Genomic DNA, 24804 nt, shown 5'->3' with positions numbered 1-24804 from the left:
CGCCTCGGCAGCTGCCGTCCGTATTGCGTCGTCCAGCTCGCAGGAGGGGTAGTGCTGTTGTGAATATCGAGGTACCGACCCTGGTGCTCGGCGCGGTGGCCGCCGCGTTCGGGGTGTTCTCCATTTTCCTGGCGGCCCTGATCGGCCCCAAACGCTACAACCGGGCAAAGCTCGAAGCCTATGAATGCGGTATCGAACCCACCCCCCACGCTGTCGCAGGCGGGCCGGGAAATGCTGCGGGCCAGCGCTTTCCGGTGAAGTACTACCTCACCGCCATGCTGTTCATCATCTTCGACATCGAGATCGTGTTCCTCTACCCGTGGGCTGTGCACTTCGACGCGCTCGGAGTGTTCGGACTGGCCGCCATGGCGTTGTTCATCTTCAACGTCTCGGTCGCCTACGCCTACGAGTGGCGGCGCGGCGGTCTCAGCTGGGATTGATTGGCGCACAGGGGATTTCCAATGACACACCCCGTGCGAGACGGGGTGTCCCGATCCGGGAGATGTAGTCCGACATGGGTCTCGAGGAGAAGCTGCCCAGCGGGTTCCTGCTGAGCACGGTGGAAGATTTGGCCGGCTATCTGCGCAAGAGTTCGCTCTGGCCGGCGACGTTCGGCCTGGCGTGCTGCGCGATCGAGATGATGGCCACCGGCGGTGGGCGATTCGATATCGCCCGCTTCGGCATGGAGGCGTTCCGCGCCTCGCCGCGCCAGGCCGATCTGATGATCGTCGCGGGCCGGGTGAGCCAGAAGATGGCCCCGGTGCTGCGCCAGGTCTACGACCAGATGACCGAACCGAAATGGGTGCTGGCCATGGGTGTCTGCGCATCCTCGGGCGGCATGTTCAACAACTACGCCATCGTGCAGGGCGTCGACCACATCGTGCCGGTCGACATCTACCTGCCCGGCTGTCCGCCGCGGCCGGAGATGCTGTTGAACGCGATCCTGAAGCTGCACGAGAAGATTCAGGAGATGCCGCTCGGCGTCAATCGCGAGGAAGCCGTGCGCGAGGCCGAGCGCGCCGCGCTCGCCAGCACCCCGACCATTCAGTTGAAGGGGCTGCTGCGATGACCTTTGATGCACCTACCGGCACGGAGAGCCCCCCGGAGGCGGCGGTGGAACCGACTCAGAAGACCCCGGAGACAACCGAAGCCGCCGAGCCCGCCGACGAGGTGATCGGCGTCCGCAAGGGCATGTTCGGTGTCTCCGGCACCGGCGACACCTCCGGCTACGGCCGGCTGGTCCGCACGGTCGCCATGCCCGGCGGCACGCCCGCGCCCTACGGTCCGGTCTTCGACGAGATCATCGCGAATCTGCGCCTGGCACTGGCGAAGACGTTCGACGAGGCCGTCGAGAAGATCGTCGTCTTCCGCGGCGAGCTGACCCTGCACATCCGCCGCGAGCACCTGGTGCTGGTGGCGAAGACGCTGCGGGACACCGAAGCGCTGCGCTTCGAGTTGTGCCTGGGTGTCAGCGGCGCGCACTACCCCGAGGAAACCGGGCGCGAGTTGCACGCGCTGTATCACCTCAACTCCATCACGCATAACCGCCGGGTGCGGCTGGAAGTCTCGGTGCCGGACGACGATCCGCACCTGCCCTCGCTGTACACGGTCTATCCGACCGTGGACTGGCACGAGCGGGAGACCTACGACTTCTTCGGCATCCTGTTCGACGGTCACCCCTCGCTGACCCGCATCGCCATGCCCGACGACTGGCGTGGCCACCCGCAGCGCAAGGACTATCCGCTCGGTGGGATCCCGGTCGAATACAAGGGCGCGCGCATCCCGCCGCCCGACGAGCGGAGGACGTACAGCTGATGAACGACATCGACACCAAGTCCCGTCGCAACACCGAGGAACGACCCGAACACACGGTCACCGTGGTGGGAAACGACTGGGACGAGATCTCCGCTGCCCTGAACGGGGTCGCCGAAGAGCGCATCGTCGTGAACATGGGCCCGCAGCACCCCTCCACGCACGGGGTGCTGCGGCTCATTCTCGAAATCGAGGGCGAGACCGTCACCGAGGCCCGCTGCGGCATCGGCTATCTGCACACCGGGATCGAGAAGAACCTCGAGTACCGCAGCTGGGTGCAGGGCACCACCTTCGTGACCCGCATGGACTACCTGTCGCCGTTCTTCAACGAGACGGCGTACTGCCTGGCGGTCGAGAAGCTGCTGGACATCACCGACGACATCCCCGAGCGCGCCAATGTCATCCGGGTGATGCTCATGGAGCTCAACCGCATCTCCTCGCATCTGGTCGCGCTGGCGACCGGCGGCATGGAACTGGGTGCGCTCACCCCCATGCTGTTCGGCTTCCGGGAGCGCGAGCTGATCCTGGACGTGTTCGAGACCATCACAGGTCTGCGCATGAACCACGCCTTCATCCGGCCCGGCGGTATCGCCCAGGATCTGCCGGACGACGGCGTGCAGAAGGTGCGCGAGCTGCTGGACCTGCTGCCGAAGCGCCTGCGGGACATGGAACTTCTGCTCAATCAGAACCCCATCTGGAAGGCCCGTACCCGCAATGTCGGTTACCTGGACCTCACCGGCTGCATGGCGCTGGGCATCACGGGTCCGGTACTGCGCGCCACCGGCCTGCCGCACGATCTGCGCAAGTCCCAGCCCTACTGCGGTTACGAGAACTACGAGTTCGACGTCCAGGTCGACACCGGCTGCGACTGTTACGGCCGCTACCTCATCCGCGTCAACGAGATGAAGGAGTCGGTCAAGATCGTCGAGCAGTGCCTCGACAGGCTGCGGCCGGGCCCGGTCATGGTGGAGGACAAGAAGATTGCGTGGCCTGCCGATCTGCAGCTCGGGCCGGATGGCCTCGGCAATTCGCCGCAGTACATCGGCAAGATCATGGGCACCTCCATGGAGTCGCTCATCCACCACTTCAAGCTGGTGACCGAGGGCCTGCGCGTCCCGCCGGGCCAGGTGTACGTGGCGGTCGAATCACCGCGCGGCGAGCTGGGCGTGCACATGGTCAGCGACGGCGGCACCCGGCCCTACCGGGTCCACTACCGCGACCCCTCCTTCACGAATCTGCAAGCGGTGGCGGCGATGTGCGAGGGCGGCCTGGTGGCCGACGTGATCGCGTCCGTCGCCTCCCTCGACCCCGTGATGGGTGGTGTCGACCGATGACCGAGATCCTGCTCAACCTGACCACGCGGCCGATTCCCTACCCGGAGAAGGTGCGCGAGGGTCTGCAACTCGAGGCCCGCGAGATCATCGACCGGTACCCCCACCCGCGTTCTGCACTGCTTCCCCTTTTGCATCTGGTGCAATCGGTGGAGGGGTACGTCTCCGGGACCGGCATCGAATTCTGCGCCGAGCAGCTGGGATTGACCGATGCCGAGGTCACCGCGGTGGCCACGTTCTACTCGATGTACCGGAGCACGCCGACCGGCGACTATCACGTCGGTGTCTGCACGAACACACTGTGTGCGGTCATGGGCGGCGATCAGATCCTCGCGGAGCTGACGCAGCACCTGGGAATCACGCACGGAGAGACCACCGCCGACGGCGCGGTGACCCTCGAGCACATCGAGTGCAATGCGGCCTGCGATTACGCACCGGTCGTCATGGTCAACTGGGAGTTCTTCGACAATCAGACCCCGGAATCGGCCAGAGGACTGGTGGATTCGCTGCGGCGCGGGGAACCTGCGACCGGATCGCGCAGTGGCATCCCGCTGTGCACCTTCCGCGAGACCGCCCGCATTCTCGCCGGATACGAGGACCAGCGGCCCGGCGCCACCGACGGCGCCGCCGGACCCGCCACCCTCGCGGGTCTGCATGTCGCCGAACGGGATCTGCATGTCGCGGAACAGAAGCCGACCGACGGAGGCGCGCAGTGACGACCGCTCTGACTCCAGTCCTCTCCAAGCACTGGGCGGACCCGGAGGGCTGGACCCTGGCGGCCTATCGCGGCCAGGGCGGGTACCGCGCACTGCCGAAGGCGCTGCGTATGAACCCGGACGAGGTCATCGCCACGGTGAAGGACTCCGGCCTGCGCGGCCGCGGCGGCGCGGGCTTCCCCACCGGCATGAAGTGGGGCTTCATCCCGCAGGGCCCCGGACCCGACGGCACCACCAAGCCGCACTACCTGGTGGTCAACGCCGACGAGTCGGAACCCGGTACCTGCAAGGACATTCCGCTCATGCTGGCGAGCCCGCACACCCTCGTCGAGGGCGTCATCATCGCCGCCTACGCCATTCGCGCCTCGCACGCCTTCATCTACGTGCGCGGCGAGGTGGTGACGGTGCTGCGCCGCCTGCAGGCGGCGGTCCAGCAGGCCTATGCCGCAGGCTATCTCGGCCGCGATATCCAGGGCTCCGGCTTCGACCTCGAGATCGTGGTGCACGCCGGTGCGGGCGCCTACATCTGCGGTGAAGAGACCGCTCTGCTGGATTCGCTCGAGGGCCGCCGCGGCCAGCCGCGCCTGCGTCCCCCGTTCCCGGCGGTGGCGGGTCTCTACGCCTGCCCGACCGTGGTCAACAATGTGGAATCCATTGCGTCCGTGCCGTCCATCATCGCCCATGGCGTGGACTGGTTCCGGTCGTTCGGCACCGAGAAGTCGCCGGGCTTCACGATCTACTCGCTCTCCGGTCACGTGACGCGACCGGGGCAGTACGAAGCGCCGCTCGGAATCACGTTGCGGGAGTTGCTGACCTATGCGGGTGGCATCCGCGCCGGCCATGCCCTCAAGTTCTGGACGCCGGGCGGTTCGTCCACCCCGATCTTCACCGACGAGCACCTCGACGTTGCCCTCGACTACGAGGGTGTCTCGGCCGCGGGTTCCATGCTCGGCACCAAGGCCCTCCAGATCTTCGACGACACCACCTGCGTCGTGCGGGCGGTGTTGCGCTGGACCGAGTTCTACGCCCACGAATCCTGCGGTAAGTGCACCCCCTGCCGCGAGGGCACCTACTGGCTGGTCCAGCTGCTGCAGCGGCTGGAGAACGGCCGGGGCCACGAGACCGATCTGGACAAGCTCGCCGACATCGCCGACAACATCAACGGCAAGTCCTTCTGTGCCCTCGGCGACGGCGCGGCCAGCCCGATCTTCTCCTCCCTGAAGTACTTCCGCGACGAGTACGCCGAGCACATCCGCCTCGGCGCCTGCCCGTTCGACCCGGCCCGGTCCACCGTCTGGGCTGAAGGAGCGCGATGACCTCGACAGTGAGCTCCACGACCGGCGGCGGGGTGACCCCCACCGACATGGTGACCGTAACCATCGATGGCACAACGGTTGCCGTGCCCGCCGGCACCCTGGTGATCCGGGCCGCCGAACTCATCGGCACCCAGATCCCGCGGTTCTGCGACCATCCACTACTCGATCCCGTCGGCGCCTGCCGGCAGTGCCTGGTCGAGATCGAGGGACAGCGCAAGCCCGTCGCCTCCTGCACCCAGACGGTGGCCGAGGGCATGGTGATCCACACCCAGCTGACCTCCCCCGCCGCCGCCAAGGCCCAGGAGGGAGTGATGGAGCTGCTGCTCATCAACCACCCCCTCGACTGCCCGGTCTGCGACAAGGGCGGCGAATGCCCGCTGCAGAACCAGGCCATGTCCACCGGCCGCGCCGAATCCCGCTTCGACGGCGAGAAGCGCACCTATCCCAAGCCGATTCCGCTGTCGGCGGCCATCCTGCTGGACCGGGAACGCTGCGTGCTGTGCGCGCGCTGCACCCGGTTCTCCCAGCAGGTGGCCGGTGACCCGTTCATCGAACTGATGGATCGCGGTGCGCTGCAACAGGTCGGCATCGCCGCCGGGGAGCCGTTGGACTCCTACTTCTCCGGCAACACCGTGCAGATCTGCCCGGTCGGCGCGCTCACCGGCTCGACCTACCGCTTCCGGGCCCGGCCCTTCGACCTGGTGTCCAGCCCGGCGGTGTGCGAGCACTGCGCCTCGGGCTGCGCCCAGCGCACCGACCACCGCCGCGGCAAGGTCATGCGCCGCCTCGCCGGTGACGACCCGCAGGTCAACGAGGAATGGAACTGCGACAAGGGCCGTTTCGCGTTCGCGTACGCTACCGAACCGGACCGGCTCACCACGCCCATGGTGCGCAGCTGGAAGGACGGGACGCTGCAGCCCGCCTCCTGGTCCGAGGCGATCAGGGCCGCGGCGCGTGGACTGGCGTCGGCACGGGGCAATGCCGGTGTGCTGATCGGCGGCCGCGTCACGCTCGAGGATGCCTACGCGTACTCCAAGTTCGCGCGAATCGCGTTGAACACCAACGATATCGACTTCCGCGCCCGCGAGCACTCCGGCGAGGAGGCCGACTTCCTGGCGGCTCGCATTGCGGGACAGGGCATCACGGTCGACTACGCGGCGCTCGAACGCGCCCCGTTCGTGCTGCTCGCGGGCTTCGAGGCCGAAGAGGAATCGCCGATGGTGTACCTGCGGCTGCGCAAGGCGGCCCGCAAGAACGGCACGCCGATCTACTCGCTGGCCCCCTACATGACCCGCGGTCTGCAGCGCATGTCCGGCACCCTGCTGCTCACCGCGCCCGGCTCGGAACCGCATGTGCTGGAGGAGATCCGCACCGGTGAGGCCGATGCCGCCACCGCCGGATACACCGGTTTGCGCGAGATCGCGGGCTTGCTGCGCGAGCCCGGTGCCCTGATCCTGGTCGGCGAACGTCTCGGCGGCATCCCGGGTGGCCTGTCCGCGGCCGCCCGCCTGGCCGACGAGACCGGAGCCACCCTGGCGTGGATCCCCCGCCGTGCCGGTGAGCGCGGCGCGTTGGAGGCCGGCGCGCTTCCGGTGCTCCTGCCGGGCGGGCGGCCTGTCGCGGATTCCGCTGCGCGCCAGCAGGTTCGGGACGCGTGGAATGTCAACGATCTGCCCGCGGCTCCGGGCCGCGACACCAGCGCCATCCTGGCCGCCGCCCCGGCACTGGGCGCGCTGCTCATCGCGGGGGTGGAGGTCGGCGACCTGCCCGACCCGCACGCGGCCCTGTCGGCCATCGATGCCGCGAGCTTCGTGGTGTCGATGGAACTGCGCCGCAGCGATATCAGCGACCGCGCCGACGTCGTCTTCCCCGTCGCCTCGGCCATGGAGAAGAACGGCACCTTCCTCACCTGGGAGGGCCGCCACCGCCAGTTCGACGCCGCCCTGCGTGACGCCACCGTGCGCCGCGAGGCCGCGCCGATGCCCGAATACCGGGTGCTCGACGCCATCGCCACGGACATGGGGATCCGGCTCGGCCTGGCCGACGTGGCCAGTGCCCGAGCCGAATTGGCGGATCTGGGTGCGTGGGAAGGCCCGCCCGCCGCGACTCCGGTGCACCGCCCGCACCCCATCGCCCAGCCGCATGCGGGCACCGCGGTGCTCGCCTCCTGGCGCATGCTCGTCGACCGCGGCCGCCTCCAGGACGGCGAACCCAATCTGGCCGGCACCGCCCGCACCCCGGTGGTGCGGCTCTCGGCGCACACGGCCGCCGAGATCGGCGCCACCACCGGCGATCCGGTGACGGTCGGCAACGATCACGGCCACATCACCCTGCCCCTGGTCATCACCGAGATGCCCGACCGCGTGGTGTGGCTGCCCATGAATTCCCCCGGCTCCGACGTGCTGGTGCAGCTCGGCACCACGCCCGGACACCTCGTGCGCATCCGACGGGAGGACCACCGTGAGTGACCTGGCTGTGTCCATTTTGGCGGCCACGGGCCCCTCCGTGGTTACGCAGGCTGCCTCCTCCGGGGCTGACGTGACCGCCATGTTCGGCCACGACCCCTGGTGGCTGGTGCTGGTCAAATCGATCGGCATCTTCGTCTTCCTGCTGCTGATACCGATGCTCGCGGTGTACGCCGAACGCAAGATCGTGGCCTTCATGCAGATGCGCGTCGGCCCCAACCGGGTCGGCCCGCGCGGCAGCCTGCAGTCCATCGCCGACGGCGTCAAGATGCTCCTCAAGGAGGACATCGTCCCGGTCATCGTCGACAAGCCCATTTTCATTCTCGCGCCCGTGATCTCACTCATCCCGGCCGTGATGGCGTTCGCGGTGATCCCGTTCGGGCCGCAGGTCAGCATGTTCGGGCACCGCACGGCGCTGCAGCTGACCGATATGCCGGTGGGCGTGCTCTACATCCTGGCCATGGCCTCGGTCGGTGTGTACGGCATCGTGCTGGCGGGCTGGGCGTCGGGCTCCACCTATCCGCTGCTGGGCGGCCTGCGCTCCACCGCGCAGGTCATCTCCTACGAGATCGCGATGGCCCTGTGCTTCGCGGCGGTGTTCCTGCTCTCGGGCACCATGGCCACCTCGGGAATCGTCAAGGCGCAGAACGGAACCTGGTACGTCTTCCTGCTGCTGCCGTCGTTCCTGATCTACGCGGTGTCGATGGTCGGCGAGACCAACCGGGCGCCCTTCGACCTGCCCGAGGCCGAGGGCGAGCTGGTCGGCGGCTTCCACACCGAGTACTCCTCGCTCAAGTTCGCCATGTTCATGATGGCCGAGTACATCAACATGGCAACGGTTTCCGCGCTGGCCACCACGCTGTTCTTCGGCGGCTGGCACGCGCCGTTCCCGATCAGTCTGTGGGCGGGCGCGAACTCGGGCTGGTGGCCCATGCTGTGGTTCACCGCCAAAGTGTGGACGTTCCTGTTCGTGTTCATCTGGCTGCGCGGCACCCTGCCGCGACTGCGCTACGACCAGTTCATGAACCTGGGCTGGAAGCTGCTCATCCCGGTGTCGCTGGCCTGGGTCATGTACGTCGCCACGCTGAAGGTGCTGCAGGACAATGGGACCCACATTCAGACCGCGGGCATGGTGATCGGCGGGATCGTGGTCGCGGTCGTGCTGCTCGCGCTCGTCATCCGGGCCGGGCACGCGGGCGGCGACCGCACCAAGGCTTCGCCGGATCCGGACTCCACCAGGGCGTACTCGGACTTCCCGGTGCCGCCGATGCCCGCTGCGCCCCCGGCGGCCACCGAGAAGGCCGGTCTGCTGGAACCGCTCGGCGGCTTCCTGGTCACGGCCTCGACCATGTTCAAGAAGCCGAACACGGAGCTGTATCCCGAGGTCAAAACCCCGACCGCGCCGCGCTATCACGGCCGGCACCAGCTCAACCGGCACCCGGACGGTCTCGAGAAGTGCATCGGCTGCGAGCTCTGCGCGTGGGCCTGCCCCGCCGACGCCATCTATGTCGAGGGCGCGGACAACACCGACGAGGCACGCTTCTCCCCCGGTGAGCGTTACGGCCGCGTCTACCAGATCAACTATCTGCGCTGCATCGGCTGCGGCCTGTGCATCGAGGCCTGCCCGACCCGGGCACTGACCATGACCAACGAATACGAGCTCGCCGACGACAATCGGGCCGACCTCATCTACGAGAAGCAGGACCTCCTCGCGCCGATGCAGCCGGGCATGATCGCCCCGCCGCACGCCATGTATCCCGGCGCGAACGAGGGCTCCTACTACCGCGGTGAAGTCCCGGGCGCCACAGGCGAACTCGCCGGAGCGGAAGGGGCGCAGCAATGATCGACCACCTGTCCCAGCCGGCCCAGCAGATCGTCACCCACACCTCCACCGGTGAGGCGGTGCAGTTCTGGATCCTCGCCGTGGTCGCGGTGCTGGGCGCGCTCGGCATGGTGTGCGCGCGCAAGGCCGTGCACTCGGCACTGTGCCTGGCCGCCACCATGATCACGCTGTCCGCGTTCTACATCGCCCAGAGCGCGCTGTTCCTGGGCATCGTGCAGATCGTCGTCTACACCGGCGCGGTCATGATGCTGTTCCTGTTCGTGCTCATGCTGGTCGGCGTGGATTCCGCCGAGTCACTGCGGGAGACGCTGCGCGGGCAGCGGCTCGCGGTCATCGTGGTGGGCATCGGCTTCGGCATGCTCCTCATCGGCGGCATCGCGCACGGGATGTCCGGCAAGAGCGTCGCCGAGACCGGGCCCGGCCTGGGCGGCAACTACAGCATCGGGGCGCTGGCCGAACTCATCTTCGTTCGCTACGTGTGGGCGTTCGAGCTGACCGGCTCGCTGCTCATCACCGCCACCATCGGCGCCATGGTGCTCGCGCACCGCGAGAAGTTCGGGCCGCCCACCGATCAGCGCACACTGTCGAAGGAACGCTTCCGCCAGGGCACCCGGGTCACGCCGCTGCCGACGCCCGGCGTGTACGCCCGCCACAATGCGGTCGACGCCCCCGCACGACTGCCGGACGGCTCCTTCGAGGAGCTGTCGGTCAGCACCATCCTGCGGCACCGGCGCAACCGGGCCCACACCGAAGCCGTGGTGCTCACCGTCGGCAATGGCAATGGCAGTGACAGTCACCGGAAAGGCAACGGCCACAACGGCACCGACGCGAACGGCGGCCAGAACGGCAACGACTCCCACGAGGAAGGCTTGCGGTGAATCCGGACAACTATCTGTATCTCTCGGCCCTGCTATTCACCATCGGCGCGGCCGGAGTCCTGGTGCGGCGCAACGCCATCGTGGTGTTCATGTGCATCGAGCTCATGCTCAACGCGGTGAACCTGGCCTTCGTCACCTTCGCCCGCACGCACGGCAACCTCGACGGCCAGGTGTTCGCCTTCTTCACCATGGTGGTCGCCGCCGCCGAGGTCGTGGTCGGCCTGGCCATCATCATGAGCATCTTCCGTGCCCGCCGCTCGACCTCGGTCGACGACGCGAACCTGCTGCGGTACTGACATGGATACCGCACAGATGACGCTGTGGCTGCTGCCGGCGCTCCCGCTCGCCGGCGCCGTGGTCCTGCTGCTGCTCGGCAGGATCAGCGACACGTGGGGTCACCTCGTGGGCACGCTCATGGCGCTGGCCTCGTTCGTGGTGGCGGCCCGGGCGTTCAGCGACATGCTGGATCGGTCGGATGCGCAACGGGCCGTGCACTACAGCCTGTTCGAGTGGCTGCCGGTGACCGGGCTGAAGGTGGACTTCGCCCTGCAACTGGATCAGTTGTCGATGTGCTTCGCGCTGCTGATCACCGGCGTGGGCTCGCTGATCCACATCTACTCGGTCGGCTACATGGCCCACGATCCGGGACGGCGGCGCTTCTTCGCCTACCTCAACCTGTTCCTGGCCGCCATGCTGGTGCTGGTCCTCGCCGGCAACTACCTGGTGCTGTACCTGGGCTGGGAAGGCGTCGGCCTGGCGTCCTACCTGCTGATCGGGTTCTGGTACGAGAAGCCTTCCGCCGCAACGGCGGCCAAGAAGGCGTTCGTGGTCAACCGGGTCGGCGACATGGGGCTGGCCATCGCGCTCATGGTCATGTTCGCGACATTCGGGAGCATCGACTTCGGGACCGTGTTCGGGGCCGCCGGGCAGGCCGGCACCGGAACCCTCACGGCCATCGGGCTGCTGCTGCTCCTCGGAGCCTGCGGCAAGTCCGCGCAGGTGCCGCTGCAGTCCTGGCTCGGGGACGCGATGGAGGGCCCGACGCCCGTGTCGGCGCTCATCCACGCGGCAACCATGGTCACCGCCGGTGTCTACCTGATCGCCCGCTCGAACCCGATCTTCGATCTGGCTCCCGGCGCACAGGCCGCCGTAATGGCAGTCGGTGCAATCACTTTGCTGTTCGGCGCCATCATCGGCTGCGCCAAGGACGACATCAAGAAGGCCCTCGCGGCCTCGACCATGAGCCAGATCGGCTACATGGTCCTCGCCGCCGGGCTCGGCCCGATCGGCTACGCGGCGGCCATCATGCACCTGCTCACGCACGGCTTCTTCAAGGCCGGACTGTTCCTCGGCGCGGGCTCGGTCATGCACGCCATGGACGACGAGACCGATATGCGCCGCTACGGCGGACTGCGCAAACTGCTGCCCGTCACCTACGTCACCTTCGGGCTGGGATACCTTGCCATCCTGGGTGTTCCGCCGTTCGCCGGGTTCTGGTCCAAGGACCGGATCATCGAGGCGGCGTTCGCACACGGCGGATTCGGCGGCATCATCACCGGCTTCGCCGCACTGTGCGGCGCGGGCATCACCGCCTTCTATATGACCCGCGTCATGATCCTCACGTTCTTCGGCGAACGCCGCTGGCGTGCAGGCGTGCACCCGCACGAGGCGCCCGCCTCCATGACCGGGCCGATGATCCTGCTGGCCTTCGGCTCGGTGTTCTCCGGCATGCTCTTCGCCTACGGCTCCTCACTCACCAACTGGCTGGCCCCGGTCGTCGGTGAGCACCACGCCGAACCGTTCATCCCTTCCTGGGCGATCACCTTCTTCGCGCTGGCGGTGGTGGCGGCCGGCATCTGGGTGGCCTACGACCAGTACGCACACGGCAAGATCCCCGAAACCGCCCCTGCCGCAGGCCCGCTCGTCGAGGCCGCCCGCCGCGACCTCTACGGCGACGCCGCCAACGAGGCCGCGTTCATGCGCCCCGGCCAGCACCTGACCCGGTCGCTGGTGTTCGTCGACAACCGCGGCATCGACGGCCTGGTCAACACCACGGCCGCCGTCATCGGCGGCCTGTCGGCCCGGATCCGGCGCGTGCAAACCGGTTTCGTGCGCTCCTACGCCCTGTCCATGTTCACCGGCGCGGCCCTGGTGGTCGCCGCCCTGCTGGCGGTGAGGTTCCTGTGAACGACCTTGCTAGTTCATCGTTGGGCGCCGTGCGGGAATTCCCCTGGCTCACCACGCTGTGGGCGGTGCCCCTCGCCGGAGCCGCACTCGCACTGCTGTTTCCGGCGGGCCGGCGCACCGGGGTGCGGGTCTTCGCACTGCTGGTCTCGCTGGGCACCCTCGGCATCGCCATCTGGCTGGCCACCCGGTTCGAAACCGGCGGCGCCCAATACCAATTCGTCGAGAAGCAGCAGTGGATCCCGGCCTTCGGGGCGGGCTACACCCTCGGCATGGACGGCATCGCGCTGGTCCTGGTCCTGTTGACCACCGGGCTGGTGCCCCTGCTGCTGCTCGCCGGATGGCAGGACGAGCGTGAGGTCGGCAGCGGCCCGCGGGTCGCGCACTACTACGTGGCGCTCACCCTCGTCGTCGAATCCATGGTGCTGATCTCGTTCACCGCGTTGGACATCCTGCTGTTCTACGTGTTCTTCGAGGTCATGCTCATTCCGATGTACTTCCTCATCGGCGGCTTCGGGCCGCGGACGGGAGATGCGGCGGCGCGGCAGCAGCGGTCGCGGGCCGCGGTGAAGTTCCTGCTGTACAACCTGTTCGGCGGGCTCATCATGCTGGCGGCGGTCATCGGGCTGTACGTCGTCACCGCACGCGACAAGCTCGGCAGCAATGGTGGCGGCACCTTCGACTTCCGGACGGTCATGGAGGCCGCCAACTCCGGACACCTCGGTGCGACGCCCGCGGTGCTGAACGCGCTGTTCCTGGGCTTCATGTTCGCCTTCGCGGTGAAGGCCCCGCTGTGGCCGCTGCACACCTGGCTGCCCGACGCCGCGGTGTCGGCCACCCCGGCCAGTGCGGTGCTCATGATGGCGGTGGTCGACAAGGTCGGCACCTTCGGCATGCTGCGCTACTGCCTGCTGCTGTTCCCTTCCGCCACTTCGACTTACGCGCCGCTGATCAGCGTGCTCGCGGTGATCGGGATCATCTACGGCGCGCTGCTGGCCATCGGCCAGACCGACGTCATGCGACTGATCGCCTACACCTCGATCTCGCACTTCGGGTTCATCATTCTCGGCATCTTCGCGCTCACCACCCAGGGCGGCACCGGCGCGACGCTGTACATGGTCAACCACGGCATCTCCACCGCGGCGCTGTTCCTGATCGCCGGATTCCTGGTGTCGCGCCGGGGAACCCGGCTCATCGCCGCGTTCGGCGGTGTCCAGAAGGTCGCGCCCATCCTGGCGGGCACCTTCCTCATCTCCGGCCTGGCCACCCTCTCGCTGCCCGGTCTCGCACCGTTCATCAGCGAATTCCTGGTCCTGATCGGCACATTCACCCGGTACCCGGTGGCGGCCGTCTTCGCGGCCTCCGCGCTGGTGCTGGCGGCGCTGTACGTGCTGTGGATGTACCAGCGCATGATGACCGGCCCGGTGAAGGAGGGCAACGAGCGGCTCTACGACCTGCTTCCCCGTGAATTGGTGGTCGTGGTCCCGCTCATCCTCGCCCTGCTGTTCCTGGGCGCGTACCCGAAACCGGCGCTGGACCGGATCGATCCGGCCGTCGCCCACACCCTCACCACCATCGGACAGCACAACCCGGCGCCGGCCGTGCAGCCGGAAGCCGCCCAGACGACCACGGGAGGTGCCCACAAATGAGTGGAGGTCTGCTGCTCGCCGCGACAGTCCCGGCACCGAGCATCGAATACCGAGACCTGTCCCCGATGCTGATCGTGTTCGGCGTCGCCGTCGCGGGTGTCCTGGTGGAAGCCTTCGCGCCCCGGCGATCCCGATACGGGATCCAGCTGGTGCTCGGACTGGGCGGCTTGGCCGTCGCGCTCGGCGCGGTGATCGGACTGCGCGATGTCCGCGAGACGGCGGTCGTGGGCGCGGTTGCCATCGACGGGGTTTCCCTGTTCCTGCAGGGCACCATCCTCGTCGTCGGCATCCTCGGACTGCTGTTCATCGCCGAACGCCACGCCGACCGCATGCCGGTGCGGCGGGAAGGGCCCGGCACCTGGAGCCTGACCGCCTCGCGCGGCGGGGTGGATGCCTTCACTCCGCAGGCGGCGGCCACGCCCGGCAGCGTCGACGAAATCGCCGCCACCAAAGCCGGAGTCGCCACCACCGAGGTCTTCCCCCTCACCCTGTTCGCGCTCGCCGGTCTCATGCTGTTCCCGGCCTCGAACGACCTGCTCACCATGTTCGTGGCGCTGGAAGTGCTGTCGCTGCCGCTGTACCTGCTGTGCGGGCTGGCGCGGCGGCGCCGGCTGCTGTCGCAGGAGGCCGCGCTGAAATACTTCCTGCTGGGCTCGTTCTCGTCGGCCTTCTTCCTCTACGGCATGGCGCTGCTGTACGGCTACGCCGGCACCATCCGCCTGGCAGGGATTGCCGAAGCCGTCACCCGCGATGCCGGAAACTCGCACACCCTGGCCATTCTCGGCATCGCCATGCTGGCGGTGGGCCTGCTGTTCAAGATCGGCGCGGTCCCGTTCCAGTCCTGGGTGCCCGACGTCTACCAGGGCGCGCCGACCTCGATCACCGCATTCATGGCCGCCGCCACCAAGATCGCCGCAGTCGGTGCATTGCTGCGCGTGCTGTACGTGGCGGTCCCCGACCTGCGCAACGACTGGCGGCCGGTGCTCGCGGCGGTCGCCATCGCCACCATGGTCGTCGGCGCGATCCTCGCCATCACCCAGACCGACATGAAGCGCATGCTCGCGTATTCCTCGGTGGCACATGCCGGATTCATCCTGACCGCCCTGGTGGCCGCGACCACAGCGGGCGTCTCGTCCGTCCTGTTCTACCTCGCCGTCTACGGCCTCGGCACCCTCGGCGGCTTCGCCGTGGTCAGTCTGGTCCGCGACGAGAACGGTGACGAGGCAACGGCGTTGCCCGCCTGGGCCGGCATGGGCCGGCGCTCCCCCTGGCTGGCGACCATCTTCTCCCTGTTCTTGCTGTCCTTCGCCGGCATCCCGCTCACCAGCGGCTTCATCGCCAAGTTCGGCGTGTTCGCCGCGGCCACCGGCGGCGATGCCGCCACCCTGGTCATCGTCGGTGTCATCTCCAGCGCCATCGCGGCCTTCTTCTACATCCGCGTGATCGTCCTGATGTTCTTCACCGACCCGCCGGCCACCCCGCCCACCGTCGTCTACCCCACCCTGACCAGCACGGTCATCGCCCTCACCGCCGCGGCCACCCTGGTCCTCGGCATCTTCCCCCAACCCTTGCTCGACCTGGCCAAGAACGCCTCGACCTTCACCCGCTGAGCCTCGGCCAATCGATCGGGCCCGCCGCGACATTCGCGGCGGGCCCGATTCATGCTGTCGCCCGGTACGGCGATGTCGGGTTATTGGCGATCCAGGTCAGGTATTTGTCCTGCACCCCCCGGTACAGATCGGTGAGGATGCCGTCGGGCGTTGCGGCGGGTCCCTCGGGGCGGCCCTGCGCGATGGCTATCTCGATCGCGCTGTGTGGAGCGATGCAGGCGAGGTAGCCGGTGCAGCGGACCATCGGCCAGACCAGCACGTCGGGCGGTGCGTTGTCGAGCACGTTGGTCCACGAACCGTCGAACTGACGCACGAACACTTCCCCGACGAACCGTCCGAACCGATCGATCAGGGCGCGATTCTCGGGGGCGAGGATGCCACGACGATCCACGATCCGTGTCCGTGCCACCCGCACCGCCGCCTGCAGCCCCTGCAGTGTCCAAGGGTCGTCGAGCGCGCCCACACTCGGCGCGTCCTGCGCGAAGAACAACTCCAGCGCAGCGGAATGCCCAGCCAACCAGGCACCATAATCGTCCAAAAGCAATTCGGCCGACAACGAAACCTGTTGCACGACACCATCATCGAGGATCGCCACTGCCCTGCCCCTTTCGGAATTCGGGCTGCCACCAGACCCACCGAGCTCACCGGCAGCCCTACCGCCGACAACACAACCCCAGACCACTGCGCCGGTCCTCGTACCCGACGCCCGACCGCCGCGCAGCAAACCAATAGCACCCTTCGAGCTCATTCCCGAATCCTCGGCGGCGAACATGGCTCAAGTGGGAAGATCACCGTAACGGACAAATGACCACATAACTCCCCTCGAGATCGAACGGATACACAGCCCAACGACAGCTACCTGTCGGTGACCACCCGTGCCCTGTGACCAGGCATCAAGCGATCTCCGTCGTTCTTTACGGCCGCCATGACCGGCCGGGGGTTGACTTGGAGTGTGCTCCAAATTCTAGGTTCGGGGCATGAGCAAAATCCTTGTGACTGGAGCCAACAAAGGGATCGGCTTCGAGACTGCGCAGCGGCTCGTGGCGGACGGGCACACGGTGTATCTCGGGAGCCGGGACGCCGAGCGGGGGCGGCAGGCGGCGAAAGAGGTGGGGGCGCAGGCGATTCGGATCGATATCACCGATGAGGGTTCCGTGGTCGCGGCTGCGGAGGAGATCCGGGCCGAGGGTGGGCTGGATGTGCTGGTCAACAATGCGGGTGTCCAGGCGGAGATGAGTGCCGACGGGTTTGTGGTCGGGGCGGCCGGGCTGACGGCGGAGATCATGCGGGAGACGTTCGAGACCAATGTGTTCGGGACGGCGCGGGTGCTGCACGCGTTTCTGCCGGTGCTGCAGGAGTCCGCGGCGGCGGTGGTCGTCAATGTCAGCAGTGGGCTGGCCTCGCTGACCGGGGTCGCCACGCCGGGCAGTCCGGCCTATGCGTATCCCGGTGTGGCCTATCCGGCGTCGAAGACGGCGGTCAATATGCTGACCATTCAGTACGCCAAGGCTTTTCCGTGGCTGCGCATCAATTCGGTCGAGCCCGGCTACACGAAGACCGATCTGAACAACAACAGCGGACATCAGACAGTTCAGGAAGCGGCCGAGATCATCGTGCGGATGGCGCTGATCGGCGCGGACGGCCCGACCGGCGGCTTCTTCGATATCAATGGGCCGCTGCCCTGGTAGTCCTGCCCGCTGAAGATCAGCCGCCGGCTGTTTTCGCTATGGCCAGCGTGCGGCGTCACCGCCTTCGGCGATCTCGGCGCTGAGCACCGGAATCTGTGCGCGGAGGGACTCGATCAATTGCGCCGGGATCCGCCGGAGATCGTCTTCGGTCGTCAGCACAGCAGACAGCGCCTGCGGGAGCAGGGTTCGGCCCAGTGGTGTTCCGTCCGGGAATGTTTCGTCGAGGGTGCGGAGTATCAGCTCGGCGGCGTCGAGCCGGCCCCACAGATAGTCGTTCTCCCTGTCGGGTGCGTGGGCGAACGCGCCGAAGTGGTGCAGCTCGACACCCTTGAGCTTGCCCGCGCCGAGCGGCTGGAGTGCGGTCGCGCGAAGGGGGCTGAACTGAGTCATCGGAACGGGAGTGAATTGCGGTAGATACGCCAACGAGATCGTCGGGAACAACAGCCCGTCCCAGAGCGGGAAGCCCAGGTACCGGCTGGCCAGCAGGATGCGATCGCGCTTGTTCCACTCCTGAGTCGTCGCCGCGAACGCGTCCCAGAGCGCCTGTCCACCGTTTCCGAGTCTTTCCTGAATCTGTTCTGCGTAAGCGGTTTTGAGGTCGGTGAAACTCTTCGCGTTCTCCTCGCATCCGGCGAAGTCCTCCGGCGTCCGGAACCTCTCGCCCTCGAACAAGTTGGCCTGCAACCGTTGTGGGCGCAGAAAGTCGAGCAGTCCCTGGTCGGCCAGGGCTCGAATCGCGGCGACGGGTGCAGCGGTTATCTCATCCAGCTGCGACCATGCCTGGCCCTTGAGATCGTTGATATCCGCCCGCGGCGGCCCGCCCTCGGCCGTATAGAGCTGGTTGAGCCCGGCGAGGATGAACATGACCCGGCGGTGCCGATACGGGGTATCGATGTGTTGCAGGAGCGTGGACAGTTCTGCGGAGTCGTTGGCGGTCCACCATGGTTGCCGGCGCAGCCAGGCGGCCATGGCGCATCGGATGAACACCGCGGTCCCCGATTCGCCGGGCAACGCGAAATGTTGCACGATCGCGTCCGCGATGCATCGGGCGGCCGCCTCGACTTTCAGCCGTTGATAGGTATTCCAGGTCGAACCGAGTGCGGCTACGGCTTCGGCGTGCATGTTGGCCGAAACCTCCTGGAATTTCTCCTGGTCCCGCAAGAACCCGAGTGCGGGCATTGCCTCGATGGCCGTACCGAGATCTTTCGAATCGACCTGTGGCACAGCCTGTTCGCACCCGGGTATCGATGCGACGGCAGCGCTGATCCGGTCGAGCACCTCGACCTCCTGGCGCATGGCGATGGCGCCCATCTCGGTGATCTTCTCGTTCATGTCACGCAGTCGGATCAGATCTCTGATCAGTGATCGGCTGCCCCTGATTCCGACGAGCACTTTCTGAACATCCGCTGCCCAACTGCGTTTCGCGGCCTTGCCGCTGTTGGTGTCGGCAGGTGGAGCCGAAAGAGCGCATCCCGGATCCGGCTCGATGTAGACGAGCCGGCGATGCACCTCGGTGGACGACCGCCTGCGGCTGATCGCGTCGACGACGAGGTCGAACGGCGCGTTGTCGAGCACGCCACCGTCCACGAACCAGGCGGCGTCCGCGTTACGGCCGTCTTCTTGATAGCTGTAGTGGAAGAGATCGGTATTCACGCGTGCGCCACCAGGAAACTGAGCCTGGGCCGGGAAAGTTCCAGGATTGACCGGTTCGAACGCACCGGGGAAGGCGGAGGTCGCCCTCGCCGCGAAGGACAGGGTCGGTGTCGCCTGCGGGCCGAATGCGTCTTTATTGTTGTCGTCCCGGATGAACTCGAGTACCTGCGCATGTTCCCGGTCCCGCTGGCCCACACCGCCATCGCTCGACGCCACCGCTACGTCGAATCCGTTCAGATCGGTCGTGGTCACGAAGAGCGACAACTCACCGGTTCGCGAAATCAGCGTTTCGGCCGCGGGCCCGCGCGAATTCGCCGACCAAGCGACCGGTCGCTTCTCATCCATCCCGGCCAGCGCCTGATACAGGAGCCGCGACATGACTTCGCCGTTCAATACCGCGCGATCGGTCCAGAAGGTCGCCAACTTGCCGATGAACGCCAGCGCCGTGCGCAGCTTCGGCCCGCCGATATGCACACTGCGGGCCAATATTCCCAGATCGGCCTCGTCTATCCAGAGCCGCTTCAACGGTCCCTGATCCGCGTTCTGCGCGATGGCCTTGCCGAGGACCACGCCGTTGATGCCTCCGGCGGAGGTTCCGGCGATGATGTCGATCCCGACCGACAGCAGCTGCCCCTTCGCCCGCATCCGCGAAAGAGCTTCGAAGTAAACACTCTCCGTATCCGATGGTTGACCATCGGCTCCCACGAACGGATTCACGACCTGCGAGTCGCTTTCCAGAATTTGATCCAGAGCACGCGATGCGCGGACGAGTTTGTGCAGTTCTTTAGTTATGCCATGCATATAAATGGCAAGCGATACACCGCCATAGCAGACGAGCGCTATGCGCAGTTCAGCATGTTCGGCATCCCGAGACATCGAGGTCCCCCCTTATTGAGACGCCCGGATAGTTGATGCCATCACCCTATCCCCCGACCGCCTGGGCAACCTGAGTATTGCACTACTCGATTCGATCCGGAGCCTTCCAATAATCTGGACTGCCGACCAGAATAGTGACGCAGTCTATTCCTGAACACCTATCACAATCAAAGTTCGGTCACGGCATTGTCTTCCAGTGGATTCGCGGCTCGAATGTCCCCGTACCGGTGCTGCCCCGCCAACACTCCATCCTCACCGCCCTCCGGGATTGGACCAGCGGCCCCGCCGCGCGATCTCCTGGTCATTGGCCCCGCCGCTCAGCTCGACCAGTCGTGAGGAACGGCCTCAACTACGAGCTGCGGCCGTCCTCCGCGCATGACCGACCGGTCGTGCCAAGCCGGAGACCTTGCGTGCCTACCAGCTTTCCCAAGATGCCAGGCCCAGCCGGATACGCGAAACTCGTTGGCACCGGCGGAACTTCGCGCCCGCCGGCATTGATCCGGGCACTCCGCGGCGCACTGCACACGGCACCGCACAGGAAATGCACCCCCGTGTCACCGGCGGCAGACTTCAGACTCCCCGCCACCGGTGACGCCGTAGGACCTCCGGTGCCCAGCAGTTGCGCTGGGCAGCGCATACAGTGCCAGGGCAGCTCGGCCCGGACGCCGTCTCCACAGCGTCCGGGCCGTCGCACCATCGGGTACCCAACACAAGAAGGCACCGCCACGTCGGCAGGGTCGAGATCGGTTCGAAAACGCGCTGGCCCGCCGCGGTGACATGGCTGCATGCATTCTGGACATCGACCGCCGATCGCAATCTCGAAGCGGCGACTCTCGCCCATGTCGATCGCATGAGACCTGGTTGGCCGCAGCGATTCCCGATCAGATCGCGATGCCGACCAGGTGTCCGATCGCATAGGTGGTGATCATGGCGAGCGCGCCGCCGGCCAGTACACGCACGGTCGCCCGCGCCACCGGCGCCTGGCCGAGCCGGGCGCCCACGGCCCCGGTCAAGGCCAGTGCGGCGAGCACCGCGCCCATGGTGAGTGGTACCCGGATCGTCTGGGGCGTCAGGATTGCCAGCAGGGGCAGCAGTGCGCCCAGTGTGAACGACAGCGCCGAGGACAGCGCGGCGTGCAGCGGGTTGGTCAGTTCGTCCGGGTCGATGCCGAGCTCGGCCTCCGCGTGCGCGGTGAACGCGTCCCGGGCCGTGAGTTCTTCCGCCACAGCCTGAGCCGTGGCCGGCGAGAGGCCCTTCGCCCGATAGATGGCTGCGAGCTCCGCCAGTTCGGCCTCGGGCTGCTCGGCCAATTCGCGTCGCTCGGTTTCCAGTAGCGCGCGCTCGCTGTCGCGCTGGGTGCTCACCGAGACGTACTCGCCCAAGGCCATCGAGACCGCGCCGGCCGCGAGTCCGGCCACGCCCGCGGTCATGATCGCGGTGCTGTTGCTGGTGGCCGCCGCCACACCGACCACAATGCCTGCCACGGAGACGATTCCATCGTTGGCTCCCAATACACCGGCGCGCAGCCAATTCAGGCGCGTCGCCAATCCCACCGCATGCGGTTCGGTCGGTTGCGCGACCGCCACCGACCCGTCGAAATCGTCCCTCACGAGGGGAACGGTAATGCTTCAGAGGGTTTCCCGCCAGCAAAGAGAGGCTCACCGAAATTAGGTAACGCATTGCATACCAAGCATTTTCGGTGGTATTCGCGGTGGCGCCGGCGCGGACACTCCGATCGCGACACGTTTGCGAGGAGCAGTTTCTCGGCCGATCACCCTATGTTCGGCACTGGTTAGCCGTAGCGTTGACACCGGCGCCAGGCGGATCAGTTCAAGAGAGCGGCGAGATGCGGCCACAACCATCAGCGATCGGCTTCCTCCGGCACGATGTGTCGGGGGCACAGAAACAGTGGGACGAGGCTCAGATCCAGCATCTGGCTCGCCGGCTCGGCTACGACCTGTGCAAGACCCTGGTCTTCGGCCCCGAGACCGATCGCCCGTTCGTGCGCGTCCGCACTCTGATCTCCCGCCTCGAGGCCGATGCGGTGATCGTCCCCAGCCTCGCGCATTTCGGCGGCCTGATACCCGACGATATCGTGCAGGTCGCCGACATCGTCACGGTGAATCCCGAAAACACCTACGCGCGCTGGGCAATTCGTCCCGACTGAATCCGGTCAGGAAGTCGGAGCGCATTGTGTCGAGCCCCCGTTCACCTCACCCGGGAGCCATGATTCCCCGGTCGTGCCGCCATTGTCGGAACAATGCACCGTATAGTTGTCCGAACGCCTCGAGATATCGAAAGCGCCGGTAATCAATCCCATGGCAGGTGCCCCGCCTCCCGCGGACACGCAATTCCCGGTCCCGAGCCCGTGCCCGTCCATCGTGACCTGCACCTCATCACACACATAGAGCTGCCCATCGGCGTGAGCCGCCGGCGAGACCGCCACGGCGGCCGTGAATATCGCGAGCCCCACCACCCCGAATCCCACGCCCCGAACCATTCGAATCCTCATAGTCCACACCTCCGCGCCCTCGGATCAGTGTGTTCTCAGCCTAATCCTCACGTTTACCGACGACCATGCATTGCCGCAGGCAAAACCCGGGTGGCGCTGCCGCCCATGCATGGTCGTCCACGAATTCGGTCAGTTGTGCTGCAGGATTTCGCGCAGGCGCTTGGCGAAGGCGTCGGGCTGTTCCATGAAACCGCCGTGCCCGCCGGGGAAGAGGGTCGGTTCGATGCCGAGCTCGCTGCCCAGGGCCCGGGAGGTGCGATCGCAGAACTTGTCGGCGGATTCGTCACCGATGCCGATGATGATCTTCGTCGGGGTGGCACGGAGAGCATCGAGGGAGGGCTGCCAGCCGGAGGTGGTGTGCAGCTCATGGCGGTAGAAGAAGTCGTCGGAGGCGATCGACTGCGGGTCCCGCTCGCCGCCGAACATCTCCTGCAGCACTTCCTCGGGCATGAACAGGCCGGTCATGGCGAAGAATTTGCGGACCGCGCCGAGCACATCGCCGGTCTCGTAGACGGCCCGGACCTCGTCGGTTCGAGCACGCAGCTCGTCGCGATCGGAGAGCAGTTCGCGCAGCGGCGGCTCGTGTGCAATGAGGGTCGGCACGAGATCGGGCCGGGCGATGGCCAGCGCCAGACCGGTGATCGCGCCACCGCTGGACCCGAGCACGGTGGCCGGGCCCTGGCCGACATGGGTGAGCACGCGCGCGAGGTCGTCGGCGCGCAGTTCCGGCGTCGAGTCCTTGTCGGTGTCGTTGACCGGGCTGCGGCCGTGGCCCCGCGGGTCGCTGCAGAGCACGGTGTAGTCGGAGGCGAGCAGTTCGGCCAGCGCGCCGAACGGTCCGGAATCCATCGGCGCGCCGATCAGGGCGATCAGTGGGCCGCTGCCGCGGACTTCGTAGTAGAGGGTGCCGTCCGGCGCGGCGACGGTTCCGGAGGTGACGGGTGCGGTCGAGGTCATGGTTGCTCCAAGTGGTCAGTACATGGACACCGGTTATGACGGTACGACCGCGCCGAATTCATTGCTGCGCGAATGGAAGAGGTGTGACCCTGAAGATGTCAGCCGGCCTGGCGGGGTTCGGGCAGCGCACAGGTCATGCCCTCGGCCATCCCGGCCGGGCGCACGCCGAGTGCCTGGTTGACGCGGGCGCGCTGGTTCTCCCACGCGATGGCCGCGGCCAGTTCGGCGAGCTGGGCCTTGCTCAGGTGGGTCAGCAGCTGGGCGCGAATCTCACTCAGATCGAGTGAGGTCGGGGTGAGAGTCATGGCCTCGGCGTAGGAGAGGACGAGTTTCTCCAGATCGCTGTACGCGTCGCTGTCCCGATACTTCGGCAGCTCGGTGACCTGGGCTTCGGTGAGTCCGCCGTAGTGGGCCAGCGTCGAACCGATGTCGAGGCAGAACTGGCAGTTCACCAGGGCGGCGGCCTTGAGCTCGGCCAGGTCCTTCAGATGCGGGTCGACCCGGTTGGAGAACAACAGCATCGTCTCCTGGATCATGGTGCCGACCAGCAGCTGCGGCCGCCGGATGAGCCAGCCGACGAGATCCGTCCGATTACGGCGAGCCCGCCGCATCGCCTTGACGTAGTTCAGGATTCGGGTGATTACTCGCATGCGCTCCACTCCCCTTCGCGTTCGCGGATGCTCCCTTGAAGACATCCTAAGCCGAAAACGACGAGACGTAGTAGATATTGCCTCATGACCGGGCGAGCACTCCGGGCCTGGCCGCGCTCGGATCGAACGTCAACCGATCTCGAAGCCATCCTCCAGATAGAGCGTGATCCCCGCGGTTCTGGCCCGGTGCGCTCCCGCCACGCGCCGGGCCAGCACCGCGGGCAGCAGCCGTGTCGCCGTCTCGGTGTCACACCACGCCCAGCTCCGAAGTTCGTCCGCCGGAAGGGTTATCGCGTCGATCTGCTCGGCGGCCAGCAGCCCACCGTCGTACACCATCATCACCCCGTCATCGGGATACAGACCGGCAGGCACCCAGTCGACCGCCAGCAGCCGCCCGATCGGCACACTCAGCCCCAGCTCCTCGCGGATCTCCCGCACAGCCGCACGGTAGGGCGATTCGCCGGCCTCGACGACCCCGCCGGGCACCTCCCAGTACGGCTTGTAGGTAGGTTCGACCAGCAGCACCCGATCCTGCTCGTCGACGAACAGCGCACCCGCACCCATGCGCTTGCGAGGCAGTCCGGCGACATAGTCGTTCAGTTCAGAACCCATGCGGCACAACAGTAACCGGCACTTCCCCGCCTCGGTCGAGCTTGACCGCGCG

The 24804-nt window shown here is 66.9% G+C and carries 21 protein-coding genes; 15 read left to right on the top strand and 6 right to left on the bottom strand.

Features of this window, described 5'->3' with window-relative positions; genetic code table 11:
* Nucleotides 1-59: 59 nt before the first annotated feature.
* The 13 genes from ACWEQQ_RS14185 (at nucleotide 60) to nuoN (ending at nucleotide 15804) form a co-directional block, all read left to right on the top strand.
* The gene (locus tag ACWEQQ_RS14185; RefSeq protein ID WP_033090134.1) at nucleotides 60-440 is read left to right on the top strand and encodes an NADH-quinone oxidoreductase subunit A; all 381 of its coding nucleotides are present in this window, start codon (nucleotides 60-62) and stop codon (nucleotides 438-440) included.
* A 74-nt stretch (nucleotides 441-514) separates the two neighbouring features.
* A complete protein-coding gene (locus ACWEQQ_RS14180; RefSeq protein ID WP_326311010.1) occupies nucleotides 515-1069 on the top strand; it encodes a NuoB/complex I 20 kDa subunit family protein in 555 nt (184 codons plus the stop codon).
* Complete coding sequence (locus ACWEQQ_RS14175; RefSeq protein WP_452348513.1) at nucleotides 1066-1815, top strand: NADH-quinone oxidoreductase subunit C; 750 nt, start codon at nucleotides 1066-1068, stop codon at nucleotides 1813-1815. Before ACWEQQ_RS14180 ends, ACWEQQ_RS14175 begins: the two co-directional genes overlap by 4 nt.
* Nucleotides 1815-3146, top strand: a complete 1332-nt coding sequence (nuoD, locus tag ACWEQQ_RS14170; protein WP_452348512.1) for an NADH dehydrogenase (quinone) subunit D — start codon at nucleotides 1815-1817, stop codon at nucleotides 3144-3146. The genes ACWEQQ_RS14175 and nuoD overlap by 1 nt, the downstream gene beginning before the upstream one ends.
* Nucleotides 3143-3859 carry an NADH-quinone oxidoreductase subunit NuoE gene (gene nuoE, locus ACWEQQ_RS14165; protein WP_452348511.1) on the top strand — a complete coding sequence of 239 codons (717 nt, stop codon included), beginning with the start codon at nucleotides 3143-3145 and terminating at the stop codon, nucleotides 3857-3859. The genes nuoD and nuoE overlap by 4 nt, the downstream gene beginning before the upstream one ends.
* Nucleotides 3856-5175, top strand: a complete 1320-nt coding sequence (nuoF, locus tag ACWEQQ_RS14160; RefSeq protein WP_452348510.1) for an NADH-quinone oxidoreductase subunit NuoF — start codon at nucleotides 3856-3858, stop codon at nucleotides 5173-5175. The genes nuoE and nuoF overlap by 4 nt, the downstream gene beginning before the upstream one ends.
* Nucleotides 5172-7643, top strand: coding sequence for an NADH-quinone oxidoreductase subunit G (locus ACWEQQ_RS14155; RefSeq protein ID WP_452348509.1), 2472 nt, complete (start codon nucleotides 5172-5174; stop codon nucleotides 7641-7643). The genes nuoF and ACWEQQ_RS14155 overlap by 4 nt, the downstream gene beginning before the upstream one ends.
* Before the next feature lie 79 nt (nucleotides 7644-7722).
* Complete coding sequence (gene nuoH / locus ACWEQQ_RS14150) at nucleotides 7723-9483, top strand: NADH-quinone oxidoreductase subunit NuoH (RefSeq protein ID WP_452348545.1); 1761 nt, start codon at nucleotides 7723-7725, stop codon at nucleotides 9481-9483.
* Entirely contained in the window at nucleotides 9480-10361 is an 882-nt protein-coding gene (locus tag ACWEQQ_RS14145; RefSeq protein ID WP_452348508.1) for an NADH-quinone oxidoreductase subunit J, read from the top strand. Before nuoH ends, ACWEQQ_RS14145 begins: the two co-directional genes overlap by 4 nt.
* On the top strand, nucleotides 10358-10657 hold the full coding sequence (gene nuoK, locus ACWEQQ_RS14140) for an NADH-quinone oxidoreductase subunit NuoK (RefSeq protein ID WP_357010729.1): 300 nt from the start codon (nucleotides 10358-10360) through the stop codon (nucleotides 10655-10657). Before ACWEQQ_RS14145 ends, nuoK begins: the two co-directional genes overlap by 4 nt.
* A gap of 1 nt (nucleotide 10658) precedes the next feature.
* Nucleotides 10659-12548: an NADH-quinone oxidoreductase subunit L gene (gene nuoL / locus ACWEQQ_RS14135; protein WP_452344750.1), complete on the top strand. Its 1890-nt coding sequence runs from the start codon at nucleotides 10659-10661 to the stop codon at nucleotides 12546-12548.
* A 29-nt stretch (nucleotides 12549-12577) separates the two neighbouring features.
* The gene (locus tag ACWEQQ_RS14130; protein ID WP_452348507.1) at nucleotides 12578-14194 is read left to right on the top strand and encodes an NADH-quinone oxidoreductase subunit M; all 1617 of its coding nucleotides are present in this window, start codon (nucleotides 12578-12580) and stop codon (nucleotides 14192-14194) included.
* Nucleotides 14191-15804: an NADH-quinone oxidoreductase subunit NuoN gene (gene nuoN, locus ACWEQQ_RS14125; RefSeq protein ID WP_452344752.1), complete on the top strand. Its 1614-nt coding sequence runs from the start codon at nucleotides 14191-14193 to the stop codon at nucleotides 15802-15804. Before ACWEQQ_RS14130 ends, nuoN begins: the two co-directional genes overlap by 4 nt.
* A 49-nt stretch (nucleotides 15805-15853) precedes the next feature.
* Here the strand turns inward: nuoN and ACWEQQ_RS14120 are convergent, their stop codons facing one another.
* On the bottom strand, nucleotides 15854-16399 hold the full coding sequence (locus tag ACWEQQ_RS14120) for a hypothetical protein (RefSeq protein ID WP_452348506.1): 546 nt from the start codon (nucleotides 16397-16399) through the stop codon (nucleotides 15854-15856).
* 382 nt (nucleotides 16400-16781) lie between these two features.
* Here ACWEQQ_RS14120 and ACWEQQ_RS14115 point away from each other — a divergent pair, with 382 nt between their 5' ends.
* The gene (locus ACWEQQ_RS14115; protein ID WP_452348505.1) at nucleotides 16782-17492 is read left to right on the top strand and encodes an SDR family NAD(P)-dependent oxidoreductase; all 711 of its coding nucleotides are present in this window, start codon (nucleotides 16782-16784) and stop codon (nucleotides 17490-17492) included.
* A gap of 36 nt (nucleotides 17493-17528) precedes the next feature.
* Here ACWEQQ_RS14115 and ACWEQQ_RS14110 read toward each other — a convergent pair whose 3' ends face one another.
* Nucleotides 17529-20021, bottom strand: coding sequence for a patatin-like protein (locus ACWEQQ_RS14110; protein WP_452348504.1), 2493 nt, complete (start codon nucleotides 20019-20021; stop codon nucleotides 17529-17531).
* A gap of 881 nt (nucleotides 20022-20902) precedes the next feature.
* On the bottom strand, nucleotides 20903-21631 hold the full coding sequence (locus tag ACWEQQ_RS14105; RefSeq protein ID WP_452344756.1) for a VIT1/CCC1 transporter family protein: 729 nt from the start codon (nucleotides 21629-21631) through the stop codon (nucleotides 20903-20905).
* Nucleotides 21632-21867: 236 nt separating this feature from the next.
* On the opposite strand from ACWEQQ_RS14105, the gene ACWEQQ_RS14100 reads away from it, so the two are divergent.
* The gene (locus ACWEQQ_RS14100) at nucleotides 21868-22188 is read left to right on the top strand and encodes a hypothetical protein (RefSeq protein WP_452344757.1); all 321 of its coding nucleotides are present in this window, start codon (nucleotides 21868-21870) and stop codon (nucleotides 22186-22188) included.
* A gap of 474 nt (nucleotides 22189-22662) precedes the next feature.
* Here ACWEQQ_RS14100 and ACWEQQ_RS14095 read toward each other — a convergent pair whose 3' ends face one another.
* The 3 genes from ACWEQQ_RS14095 to ACWEQQ_RS14085 form a co-directional block, all read right to left on the bottom strand.
* Nucleotides 22663-23490, bottom strand: a complete 828-nt coding sequence (locus tag ACWEQQ_RS14095) for an alpha/beta fold hydrolase (RefSeq protein WP_452348503.1) — start codon at nucleotides 23488-23490, stop codon at nucleotides 22663-22665.
* 98 nt (nucleotides 23491-23588) lie between these two features.
* A complete protein-coding gene (locus ACWEQQ_RS14090; RefSeq protein WP_452348502.1) occupies nucleotides 23589-24140 on the bottom strand; it encodes a carboxymuconolactone decarboxylase family protein in 552 nt (183 codons plus the stop codon).
* Between the two features lie 129 nt (nucleotides 24141-24269).
* Complete coding sequence (locus ACWEQQ_RS14085; protein ID WP_452344760.1) at nucleotides 24270-24752, bottom strand: NUDIX domain-containing protein; 483 nt, start codon at nucleotides 24750-24752, stop codon at nucleotides 24270-24272.
* Between the last annotated feature and the right edge of the window lie 52 nt (nucleotides 24753-24804).

The sequence above is a fragment of the Nocardia sp. NPDC004123 genome (genome assembly GCF_053603795.1).
Note: the sequence above shows the minus strand (reverse complement) of the source record. Positions and strands in the feature narration are given on the sequence as shown.